The 10,883-nt window shown below is 45.1% G+C and carries 11 protein-coding genes; 9 read left to right on the top strand and 2 right to left on the bottom strand.

Annotated features, from left to right (window positions below):
- The first annotated feature begins 181 nt into the window (after nt 1-181).
- The 7 genes from ACE5CV_RS07300 (at nt 182) to ACE5CV_RS07270 (ending at nt 7,858) form a co-directional block, all read left to right on the top strand.
- Nucleotides 182-1,039: a YitT family protein gene (locus ACE5CV_RS07300; RefSeq protein WP_374949511.1), complete on the top strand. Its 858-nt coding sequence runs from the start codon at nt 182-184 to the stop codon at nt 1,037-1,039.
- 100 nt (nt 1,040-1,139) lie between these two features.
- Nucleotides 1,140-1,889 (top strand): DNA-formamidopyrimidine glycosylase family protein, encoded by a 750-nt coding sequence (locus ACE5CV_RS07295; RefSeq protein ID WP_374949510.1) that lies wholly within the window; start codon nt 1,140-1,142, stop codon nt 1,887-1,889.
- 155 nt (nt 1,890-2,044) lie between these two features.
- Nucleotides 2,045-2,233 carry a hypothetical protein gene (locus tag ACE5CV_RS07290; protein WP_374949509.1) on the top strand — a complete coding sequence of 63 codons (189 nt, stop codon included), beginning with the start codon at nt 2,045-2,047 and terminating at the stop codon, nt 2,231-2,233.
- Between the two features lie 90 nt (nt 2,234-2,323).
- A complete protein-coding gene (locus ACE5CV_RS07285) occupies nt 2,324-3,088 on the top strand; it encodes an SDR family NAD(P)-dependent oxidoreductase (RefSeq protein ID WP_374949508.1) in 765 nt (254 codons plus the stop codon).
- A gap of 182 nt (nt 3,089-3,270) precedes the next feature.
- On the top strand, nt 3,271-5,847 hold the full coding sequence (locus ACE5CV_RS07280) for a DNA translocase FtsK 4TM domain-containing protein (RefSeq protein ID WP_374949507.1): 2,577 nt from the start codon (nt 3,271-3,273) through the stop codon (nt 5,845-5,847).
- 75 nt (nt 5,848-5,922) lie between these two features.
- Nucleotides 5,923-6,597 (top strand): outer membrane lipoprotein carrier protein LolA, encoded by a 675-nt coding sequence (locus ACE5CV_RS07275; protein ID WP_374949506.1) that lies wholly within the window; start codon nt 5,923-5,925, stop codon nt 6,595-6,597.
- A 379-nt stretch (nt 6,598-6,976) separates the two neighbouring features.
- Nucleotides 6,977-7,858, top strand: coding sequence for a diiron oxygenase (locus tag ACE5CV_RS07270; protein WP_374949505.1), 882 nt, complete (start codon nt 6,977-6,979; stop codon nt 7,856-7,858).
- Between the two features lie 83 nt (nt 7,859-7,941).
- Here the strand turns inward: ACE5CV_RS07270 and ACE5CV_RS07265 are convergent, their stop codons facing one another.
- Nucleotides 7,942-8,505, bottom strand: coding sequence for a hypothetical protein (locus ACE5CV_RS07265; RefSeq protein WP_374949504.1), 564 nt, complete (start codon nt 8,503-8,505; stop codon nt 7,942-7,944).
- Nucleotides 8,506-8,516: 11 nt separating this feature from the next.
- Nucleotides 8,517-9,650 (bottom strand): acyltransferase family protein, encoded by a 1,134-nt coding sequence (locus tag ACE5CV_RS07260; RefSeq protein WP_374949503.1) that lies wholly within the window; start codon nt 9,648-9,650, stop codon nt 8,517-8,519.
- A 122-nt stretch (nt 9,651-9,772) separates the two neighbouring features.
- Between ACE5CV_RS07260 and ACE5CV_RS07255 the strand changes: the two genes are divergently transcribed.
- Together ACE5CV_RS07255 and ACE5CV_RS07250 are read left to right on the top strand one after the other, a co-directional pair.
- Nucleotides 9,773-10,093: a hypothetical protein gene (locus tag ACE5CV_RS07255; RefSeq protein ID WP_374949502.1), complete on the top strand. Its 321-nt coding sequence runs from the start codon at nt 9,773-9,775 to the stop codon at nt 10,091-10,093.
- Nucleotides 10,090-10,851: an MBL fold metallo-hydrolase gene (locus ACE5CV_RS07250; RefSeq protein ID WP_374949501.1), complete on the top strand. Its 762-nt coding sequence runs from the start codon at nt 10,090-10,092 to the stop codon at nt 10,849-10,851. Before ACE5CV_RS07255 ends, ACE5CV_RS07250 begins: the two co-directional genes overlap by 4 nt.
- The last annotated feature ends 32 nt before the right edge of the window (nt 10,852-10,883 follow it).

The raw sequence follows: 10,883 nt of genomic DNA, 5'->3' as shown, positions 1-10,883 counted from the left end.
CATACCTGTACTCCTTCGATCTGGAAAATTACCAGGCAGCGTTAAAAGAAGGGTTAAAAAGCGGCTGGTAAACAAATATGCAAAGTTGCTGCCAGGCAACACAGTCAAGGCAAAATCTGTAAAAAGGCGCATAGTTTCGGCGATTTTATGTACTTTAATCCCGATAACTACATCTTTTGCTATGAATATCCGCACTTTTTTAATCGATAGTTTGTTAATACTACTGGGCATTCTTTCTGCCGCCTTTGGGCTAAAGGGATTTTTGCTGCCAAGTCATTTTATTGACGGCGGTATAACCGGGGTGTCTATTCTGGTTGCCGATCTGACCGGCTTACCGCTTTCTGTCCTCATTTTTATCATCAATCTTCCATTTTTAATTTTAGGATACCGCAAATTAGGCGTAGCATTTGCATTAAAAGGCGCCGCGGCCATCGCCGGCTTATCTATCTGCCTTGCTTTTGTGCAATTCCCGGATGTTACGCCTGATAAATTGCTGACCGCGGTTTTTGGCGGTGTATTTATAGGTGCGGGCATCGGCATGGCTATTCGTGGTGGGGCCGTGTTAGATGGTACCGAGATAGCAGCGCTCCTGGTGAGTAAAAAAGCACAGATAGTCCGGGTTAGCGACGTGATCCTTATCCTCAACGTTTTCATCTTCATAGCTGCTATTTTCATCATCAGTGTAGAGTCTGGGCTATATTCGATACTCACCTACCTGTCGGCTTCAAAAATGATCGACCTGATCCTGAACGGTTTGGAGCAATACACGGGCATGACGGTGATCTCTGCCAAAGGTGAGGATATCCGGCTGGCCATTACGCAGAAGCTTGGCAGGGGCGTAACCGTTTACCAGGGCAAGAGCGGATATGGTAAAGACGGGCATATCAATTCGCCCCGAGAGATCATCTTTACAGTAGCCACGCGTTTGGAGGTACCGCTGATCAAAAAAGAGATCCTGAAGATCGACCCGTCTGCTTTTATCGTCCAAACCAGTGTTGATGACACCACGGGCGGCCTGCTGAAAAGAAAATCGCATTAGCCCTTTTAAGGGAAAAACAAATGGCTTATTGATCTAATACCTCTTCTTGGGCCGGGCGGCTCTTGGCGCAATCTTTGCACCACCAGCATAAACCTATTATATGCCTGAAGGGCCGAGCATCCGAATTTTAAAAGAAAAAGTACAGCAGTTTAAAGGGCAAAAGGTTACCGCTGCCAGTTGCAACAACAAAACGTTAGATACCAGCATACTGGTGGGCCAAACCATTACTGATTTTAAGAGCTGGGGAAAACACTTTTTGATCTGTTTCCCTAAATTCACGGTACGCATCCACATGATGATGTTTGGCAGTTACCGTATTAACCAGCATACCGAAAAACCGCCGCGCCTGCACCTGCAATTTAAGGATGGTGAACTCAATTTTTATGCAGTGCTGCTCCAGCTAATCGAAGAACCCTTAGATGAGGTTTACGATTGGAGCGCTGATATTATGAGCGACGAATGGGATAGCAAAAAGGCTATCAAAAAAATGAAGGCCGAACCGGATCTTTTGATTTGTGACGCATTAATGGATCAGCATATATTTTCGGGCGTGGGGAATATTATCAAAAACGAAGTGCTATTCCGTACGAAGATCCACCCGGAAAGCCTGGTAAGCGCTATCCCGCCAAAAAAAATCAAAGAGCTGATCAGCGAAGCCATTGATTATAGCTACGAGTTTTTTGAACAGCGCAAAACCGGCACCTTAAGCAAACATTGGCAGGCATACAACCAAAAGATCTGTCCGCGTAACCATATCCCTTTCCTAAAAGAAAATACGGGCAAATCGCATCGTACCAGCTTTTACTGCGAGCAATGCATGGTGAAGTATAGTGCTGAGGGAGCGAAATAGATGTTGTTGCAAGTCCTTCGACAGGCTCAGGGTGATTCACCCAGTCATGTTGAGCCTGAACTTTGTCATGGTGAGTCTGTCGAACCATAGCCATCCTTCCCGCCGCAGAAACTTATTCAAACCTGCGTTGTTGTCCTTTCATAAAACCAAACAATATGAAAACGATCACAGTCCCCGGAGATCCCGCTACAATAAGAGCCATTATGGTTGCCAAAGCGGACCAGCAATTTCATGACCATGAAACCATCCGCTTAGATTCATCAGACAGCGATGCTTCTGTCGAGAAAACCATTTTCCGCATTGTGGACGGTGGCGAAGACAAGTGGGAACTGCAATTTGAATAATCATCTTCCCTTAATTGGTAATAGCCGGTTGTTCTTTAGAAACAGCCTGTTGGCATTGCGCCATCTTAGTAATAACCGTTAAACTTTATTATGGAAAATACAAATAAAATAGCACTGATTACCGGCGGCAGCCGCGGCCTGGGTAAAGATATGGCCCTTAGGCTGGCAGAAAAAGGGATCAACGTTGTTGTAACCTACAACAGCCAGGCCGATGATGCCCAAAATGTAGTATCGCAAATTGAGCAAAGCGGCCAAAAAGCCGCAGCACTGCAATTAAACACCGGTGATACCAAAAGCTTTGAAGCCTTTACCGAAACACTAAAGCAAACGCTTACCGATAAATTTGGAACAGACCACATCGATTTCCTGGTAAACAATGCCGGCATCGGTGGTTACAAAATGCTGGACGAGGTAACCGAAGATTTCTTTGACGAATTGTTTAATATCCACTTTAAAGGTGTTTACTTTTTAACGCAGAAGTTACTGCCTGTTTTAAATGATGGCGGCGGCATTATAAATGTATCTAGCGGCCTTACACGGGTATCGTTACCCCGTTCTTCGGCGTATGCATCGATGAAAGGCGCTATTGAAGTATTTACCCGCTACCTGGCCAAAGAGTTAGGTGCACGTGGCATCAGGGCCAATACTGTTGCCCCGGGTGCAATTATGACAGATTTTGGCGGCGGCCACCTGCGCAATAGCGAGCAATCGCAAAAAATGGTAAGTGATAATACCGCTTTGGGCCGACCGGGTGTAGCCGAGGACATAGGCGGCGTGGTTGCCTTTTTATGTACCGAAGATGCACGTTGGGTAAACGGCCAGCGCATAGAGGTATCCGGTGGAATGGCCTTGTAAGTAAAGCAGTTCTATTGATCTCATACTAAAACATTTGAGCAATAGCCTTAGCCAACGGACGCGGAATTAGTTCTTGATCCGTTGGCTAATTTTTTTCCCATCGGTATCCCCTGCCAAAAAATTAAAAAATATCTGTTTAATCTACATAACTTTATATTTGCATATCAACGCTCATATTAAGGATGCCGATTAAAGGAAACCAGTTCAGATCAAATAGCTTTAAAGAAGAGAACCTGCCGCGCGAACCGGGAGCCAGGCCACGCAAGGAAAAGGCCCCTGTTAGAGATATTGCCGAGCGACTGCAGTTGTTTGACCTGCGCGATGGCCGGGCAATCAAAATTGCCGGTTTGTTTTTCCTGGTGCTATCAATATTCTTCCTGATCGCCTTTACCTCTTACCTTTTTACCTGGCAGCAAGACCAAAGCTATGTAGCCAAAGCCAATGGCGGCTGGGGAAACCTGTTTAAAACAACCAAAGAGCTGTTAGAGAACGGTGTTAACAACCCCATGGTTGATAACTGGCTGGGCAAATTTGGCGCGCTGCTGTCTAATCAGTTCATTTTCGAATGGTTCGGCGTGGCATCGTTTGCCTTTGTGTTTATCTTCTTTGTGATCGGCTACCGGCTGCTGTTCAAGATCAAACTATTCTCGGTAAGTAAAATGCTTGCATACACACTTTTTTCAATGGTGTTTTTATCTATCGCCATTGGTTTTGTGCATGCATTCGTGATAGATTACCCACACTTTTTAGAAGGCAATTTTGGCTTTTGGAGCAACCGCTTGTTAAGTGCCCAGGTGGGCCAATCAGGTACCGGCGGTATCCTCATCTTCGCAGCTTTAACCGTGCTAATTATAGCCTATAATACTGATTTTAAGATCCCTAAACTAAAAGACCGAACGGTAGAGGCCGTGCCCGTGAATGAGGTATCGCCCGAACCGGTTGAACTTGTTGAAGAAGAAATTTCATTACCGGTAGAGTGGCCGCGTAACGGCAACCGTGTTAAAGAAACCGTTGTAGAGAAACTGGCAAACAATGCGCCGCTGAAACAGGAACCCATCTTACAAACATCAACCTTTACCCATGAGCCGGTGGTTTTAACACCCGAGCCTTATGTAAGCAATGAGCCGGAAGAAGATAATGAGATTCCCCTCACCATAAACGTAGAGCGCCCGCAGGCTGTATTGAGTATTGAAGAAAGCGACGATACCAAAGCCAAAAGCCTTGTTGAGCAGTTTGGCACGTACGATCATAAACTGGAGCTGGCATCATACAAATACCCAACAATAGACCTGCTTGAAAATTACGGCACCAACAAGATCTCGGTAGACTCGACCGAACTGGAAGCCAACAAGAACAAAATTGTTGAAACGCTTAACCATTACAATATCGAGATCGATAAGATCAAGGCCACTATCGGGCCAACCGTTACACTATACGAAATTATCCCGGCACCGGGTGTGCGCATCTCCAAGATCAAAAACCTGGAAGATGATATTGCATTGAGCCTGGCCGCTTTAGGCATACGTATCATTGCCCCAATGCCGGGCAAGGGCACTATCGGTATCGAGGTGCCTAACCAAAACCCTGAAATGGTTTCGATGCGGTCGATACTGGCTACCGAAAAGTGGCGCGATAATACGATGGACCTGCCTATTGCCCTGGGTAAAACCATATCCAATGAAGTATTTATTGCCGATCTGGCAAAGATGCCTCACTTACTGGTTGCAGGTGCCACCGGCCAGGGTAAGTCGGTAGGTATCAATGCCATATTAGTTTCCCTGCTTTATAAAAAGCACCCCGCCGAATTAAAGTTTGTACTGGTAGACCCTAAAAAGGTAGAGCTTACACTTTTCCGCAAAATAGAGCGGCACTTTCTGGCTAAACTGCCAGATGAAGCAGATGCTATTATCACCGATACCAAAAAGGTTGTAAATACGCTTAATTCGCTTTGTATTGAAATGGACCAGCGTTACGACTTGCTGAAAGATGCACAGGTACGTAACCTTAAAGAGTATAATACCAAGTTCATCAACCGTAAGATAAGCGACCCGGAAAAACACCGTTACCTGCCCTTTATTGTGCTGGTTATTGATGAGTTTGCTGATTTGATGATGACCGCCGGTAAAGAGGTGGAGCAGCCGATCGCGCGGATTGCGCAACTGGCGCGTGCGGTGGGCATTCACCTGGTTATTGCCACGCAAAGGCCGTCTGTTAACGTGATCACCGGTACTATCAAAGCCAATTTCCCTGCCCGTTTGGCCTTCAGGGTGTTGTCTAAAATAGATTCGCGTACCATACTGGATGCCGGTGGTGCCGATCAGCTAATTGGCCGCGGGGATATGCTCTTATCAACCGGCAGCGACCTGATACGCCTGCAATGTGCCTTTGTAGATACCCCGGAAGTAGAGCGCATTTCTGATTTTATCGGCAACCAGCGCGGTTACCCGTCGGCTATGTTCCTGCCCGAGTATGTGGGTGAAGGGGAAGCCGGCAGCAGCGCTAAAGATTTTGATCCGGACGATCGCGACCCGATGTTTGAAGATGCGGCACGCCTGATTGTACTGCACCAGCAGGGTTCTACTTCCCTTATTCAGCGTAAAATGAAGCTGGGGTATAACCGTGCCGGCCGGATCATCGACCAGCTGGAAGCTGCAGGCATTGTGGGCCCGTTTGAAGGCAGCAAGGCCCGCGATGTGCTGTACCCCGATGAATACAGCCTGGAGCGCCACCTGGAAACCTTACAAAAACCACGGGATTAAACCAATTAAAGTAAAATTGCTCTAAACTATTGTAAGCCGCGGCGGTTAATGCTGTGACGCTACCAACTATTATACATGAAAAAATTATCATACTTTTTTTTGGCTTTAACCTTTACGGCTACCGGTGCCTTTGCGCAAAAGGATGCTGATGCTAAAGTTATCCTGAATAAATTGAGCGCCCAGTACCGCACTTACGACGCCGTTAAAACTGATTTTACGCTGGCGATTGAAAACCAGCAAGCTAACGTAAAGCAAACCCAAACGGGTACATTAATGGCGCGATCAAAAGCTAATAAATATAAGGTTACGTTGCTTACCCCCGGCGCTAAACCAACCGTTACACAAGAGATCATCAGCGATGGTAAAAACCAATGGACTTACCTTAAAGATGCCAATGAGGTGCAATTAAGCACCGCCGATAACAGCGAAGAAAGCTTTAACCCGGCCAAGATCTTTACCATTTATGAAAAAGGTTATAAGTACCTGTATACCGGTCAGCAAAAAATTGCCGGCAGGGTTTACCAGGTAATAGACCTAACACCCGAAGATGCCAAAAAAAGCTTTTTTAAAGTACGACTAATGGTTGATAAGGTAAAAAACCAGTTATACAGTGCCCAGATTTTTGACAAGAATGGCAGCCGCTACACCTATACCCTACGCACCTTTACCCCCAACTATAAAGCAGCCGAAACCACGTTTGCCTTTGATAAAAAGTCGCACCCGGGTGTTGAGGTGGTTGATTTAAGATAATCTGTTATTCAAATCATCCCCTGTCATTTCGAACGATAGAGAGAAATCCTCTTAGGTATGCCTGACCGCTTTGGATTGATCAAAAGATTCGTCCTCAGGGCTGTCATTTCGAACAATAGAAAGAAATCTTTTAGGTATGCCTAACCGGTTTACATCGACCAGAAGATTCCTCGTCGCTGCGCTTTCCTCGGAATGACAAGTCTGTCATTTCGAACGATAGATAGAAATCCTCTTAGGTATGCCTGACAGCTTTGCATTAACCAGAAGATTCCTCGTCGCTGCGCTTTCCTCGGAATGACGAGTCTGTTAGCATCTTATTGATACACAAGAAAAACTAACCAGGCACAATAACCGTTGTGCTTATTCGTAATAACTTAGCATGATGCAGGCAGAAGAAATTGAGCGGTTAATCAAAATAAGTAAAGAGCGCCCGCTGATGCCCGAAACCTACGTGCCATGGAGCGAGCAGCCGCTGCCCGAAGATGGTTACCTTCCCGAGTCACTGATTTCTATACAAGGATTACCCGTTTACGAAACCCTTACCTCCCAGCAACAAAAAGATATAGGCCGTCATGAAGTAGTGCAGGTATTGTACTCATACGGCTGGGGCGAAGCGCTTTTTTGCGTTTTCATGGCTAAGTTTGCATTGGAGTTGCCACCCGAAAGCCCGGAGCACCGGTTTTTGATCCGGGAGATTATTGAGGAATACCGACACCAGGAAATGTTTGCACAAACCATTGCCCAGCTCAATGGCAAACCACTCATACAAACAACCGCGCATCGGCTGTCCGGAAAGATCAGCACTAACCTGTTGCCTGCAGATTACCTGTTTATGGGCAGCCTTGCGGTAGAACTCATCACCGATAAATATGGCAACTACGCCCGCCGCGACCCTAAGATCTACCTGGTGCTGAGAAAGGTTTTTGAACTGCACAACATTGAAGAAGGCCGCCATATCCATTTTACCAAAGGCTTACTGGAGCGTTATACGGAAAAGGCGGGCTTTATCAAAAAATCGCTGTACAGCTTTGTGATCCTCATCAATATTCACTTTGTACGCACTATGTATGTGCGTAAGGAGATCTTTGAGCGCGTAGGTATTAGCAATGCCGATGAGGTATTCAAACAGGCAAAGATCAACTTTCACAAAAAATTTAGCGAAAACTGCCTGGATGATATCATCAAATTTGTGAACAGTTGGGGCGGTTTTAACATAGCCACCCGTTGGGCCTGGCGCTGGTTGCTGGATGCAAAAGTATAATCTGTATTATAAAATGTACTTTAAATTTTATTGGCAATTCCAAACGTCATAAATCGATAAAGCTCATTAAATTAACGGCATCATTAGCTTATCCAGGAATATATAATAGCTGTAGGTATCCAATAATCATCCTTTTGTTGATAGATCGCGAGAGAACCTTCGCCACATAAGTTGCCGCAATAGTAACCAACGTAGAATAAAACAAATTTATCGTGACGTAGAAAGATTGGCCTGGAAAAAGTATAAACCGTTGATACGTTCTTCTTAAAATTTTGCCAATCGCCATCAGTTTTAGAGGATACCTTATCTAAGCTGTCCTTTGTTAAGATCTTTGCATCAGGATATAAGTTACCACTCCACGATTCGTTTTCCATTTTTAGAAATTCAGACCTGATATACTGTTTTTCCTTTTCGGTAAATTGAATGATATGTTCAAATGGCCTCTTTCCTTTTCCAACTTTTGATGCCCCTTTACCTGCTGCAAAATATCTATCAACAATATCTTGACCTACTATCCCTTTTTCCTGTCGAAATACCTGTATCCGATTAGGCAAAACTTGTTTGATAAAGAGGGTTGACTTATCCTCTTGCGCATAAATTCCACTAAAAGAAAAAGTTAAAATCAATAGCAGGACAACCTTTTTCATAATTATTTTTATTACACCCTTATATAAATCTTGTTCTTATCCAGCATCTTACCTACGCACCAGCAAAGCAACATGTAGCTAATGGCAAAAAGCAGCGAGCCAATGGCACCCGGAATGATGGCCTGGTAAACAGTGCTATTTATCCAGTCGAAAAAGCTTTGTTTGCCAACCGGGATCATCCAGAAGGCGATGATCAAAATTTCTGACAGGATGTAAATAGCCAGTGGGTTTTTGCCCACCGTGGTAAAAAATGAAGTCCAGTTCCAGCCGTTCCACTGCGCTATTTCTACAACAAAAATCAACCCGGAGATGATCAGCAGATCCAGCCCCACAGTAAGCAGCGTAAACGGGCTCGACCATAATTTTTTCCCTATCGGGAAAAACATATTCCAGCTCCAAGCAACAAACAGCAGCACACAACCGGTAAGCAACAGCTTGGCAATCGTCTCATACCCTTTACCTTTTTGCTGGATGTAACGCCCGGCAAAATACCCTCCAATTACGTTCACTATGGCAGGCAGTGTGCTCAATATGCCTTCCGGGTCAAAGGGTTTACCTTCACCGTGGTACAAATGGTCGTCGCCTAACAGGTATTTATCCAGGTAAGTACCGGCATTGGTCAGCATATCATACGGTGCCGATGGGTCGCCGTAAATAAGCAGTAACACCTGGTACCCCACCAACAATAAAATGCTGATAATAATTATGGTACGGGTTGATTTTATAAAATAAACAATAAGCGATGCAAACAGATAGCAAAGCGCGATGCGTTGTAATACGCCCATGATCCGTGTGTGGCTGATGGGTTTAACGCTCCATACTCCGTGGTGCGCCTCAACAAACGGGAACCAATACATCAGGTAGCCAATCAGGAAAATAAGGATAGCCCGTTTAAAGATTCTGGCCAGTACCGCGCCGGTGCTTAACGTATCAAACTTGCGGTTGGTAAAACTCATAGCATTACCAACGGCAAACAAAAACGATGGGAACACCAAATCGGTAGGCGTAAAACCGAACCAGGCCGCATGCTCCAGCGGTGCAAAAGGGTGCGCTCCGCTGCCGGGCGTGTTTACAATGATCATAAAACAAATGGTCATCCCCCGGAAAACATCAAGCGAAAGGAACCGTTCGGGCTTTTGGGTCATATCAATAAATTTTAATATAAGGGCTTATCGCACTAACTATTGTACCTGCGGCAATCGGTTTTGCGCTTAAAGCTAAGCAAAAACATTTTAAATTATTTTAAAAAGACAAAGTTTAGTCAAAAATGATGCGGCAACTTTTTAACTGCGTAAATGTTATTATTTTTGAGATGATGCTTACGCTAACTAATCACACACTTGAAAAACTTGAGTTGCTTTTAAAGACAGCCGGTTACCGTGTGCGGTATGAAAAAGGCAATTTTAAAACCGGGGCTTGCCTGTTGCAAAACAGCCGGGTTGTGGTGGTAAATAAATTTGCCAACTTGGAGAGCAAAATAGCATCGGTGGCCGACCTGGCCCGCACTTTAGAGATAGATTATAAACTGCTTGATGAAAAACAGGCTGCATTTTTGCATCAGATCAAACAAACCCAACTGCAGCTGTGACCATTACTTTTTTAGGAACCGGGACTTCGCAGGGTGTGCCCGTAATTGCTTGCGATTGCGAGGTATGCACCTCTACCGATAAGCACAACAAACGCTTACGGACATCGATATTAATACAATTGGCAGATAAGACCATCGTTATAGATTCGGGGCCTGATTTCAGGTACCAGATGTTACGGGCGCAGGTTAAGCATCTGGACGCCATTGTATTTACGCATGAACATAAGGACCATGTAGCCGGCATGGATGATATCCGCGCTTTTAACTATAAACAGAACGGCCCTGTAGATGTTTACGCCGACACCCGTGTACAGCGTGCCCTGCGCCGGGAATTCCCTTACATATTTGATGACGCCGGTTACCCCGGCATCCCTCAAATTGATCTGCATACCATCGGCTTAACACCTTTTGACATTGGCAGCGTTCATTTTACACCTATAGAAGTACTGCATTACAAACTGCCTGTATTAGGTTTCCGGATAAAGGATTTTACCTATATCACCGATGCCAAAACGGTTTCAGAACATGAGAAAGAAAAGATCAAAGGTTCAAAGATCCTAGTGATCAACGCGCTTCAAAAACAAAGCCATATATCGCACTTTACGCTGCAAGAAGCTATTGCCTTTGCGCAGGAGATCGGTGCCGAAAAAACTTATTTTACTCACATTAGCCACCGCCTAGGCAAGCATGCGGATATCGCTAAAGAACTGCCAGCCGGCATTGAACTGGCATATGACGGCCTGCAGCTGGAGATCTGAAAAAGCATTCTGAAAATGTTTAATTTCTAACT

The organism is Mucilaginibacter sp. (assembly GCF_964263795.1).
GTDB lineage: Bacteria > Bacteroidota > Bacteroidia > Sphingobacteriales > Sphingobacteriaceae > Mucilaginibacter.
The sequence above is the reverse complement of the archived record's forward strand: the minus strand, read 5'-3'. Positions and strand labels throughout refer to the sequence as shown.

Coding starts and splice junctions, on each gene's coding strand:
- ACE5CV_RS07300 (WP_374949511.1), top strand. CDS start 182: ATGAATATCCGCACTTTTTTAATCGATAGTTTGTTAATACTACTGGGC.
- ACE5CV_RS07295 (WP_374949510.1), top strand. CDS start 1,140: ATGCCTGAAGGGCCGAGCATCCGAATTTTAAAAGAAAAAGTACAGCAG.
- ACE5CV_RS07290 (WP_374949509.1), top strand. CDS start 2,045: ATGAAAACGATCACAGTCCCCGGAGATCCCGCTACAATAAGAGCCATT.
- ACE5CV_RS07285 (WP_374949508.1), top strand. CDS start 2,324: ATGGAAAATACAAATAAAATAGCACTGATTACCGGCGGCAGCCGCGGC.
- ACE5CV_RS07280 (WP_374949507.1), top strand. CDS start 3,271: ATGCCGATTAAAGGAAACCAGTTCAGATCAAATAGCTTTAAAGAAGAG.
- ACE5CV_RS07275 (WP_374949506.1), top strand. CDS start 5,923: ATGAAAAAATTATCATACTTTTTTTTGGCTTTAACCTTTACGGCTACC.
- ACE5CV_RS07270 (WP_374949505.1), top strand. CDS start 6,977: ATGATGCAGGCAGAAGAAATTGAGCGGTTAATCAAAATAAGTAAAGAG.
- ACE5CV_RS07265 (WP_374949504.1), bottom strand. CDS start 8,505: ATGAAAAAGGTTGTCCTGCTATTGATTTTAACTTTTTCTTTTAGTGGA.
- ACE5CV_RS07260 (WP_374949503.1), bottom strand. CDS start 9,650: ATGACCCAAAAGCCCGAACGGTTCCTTTCGCTTGATGTTTTCCGGGGG.
- ACE5CV_RS07255 (WP_374949502.1), top strand. CDS start 9,773: ATGATGCGGCAACTTTTTAACTGCGTAAATGTTATTATTTTTGAGATG.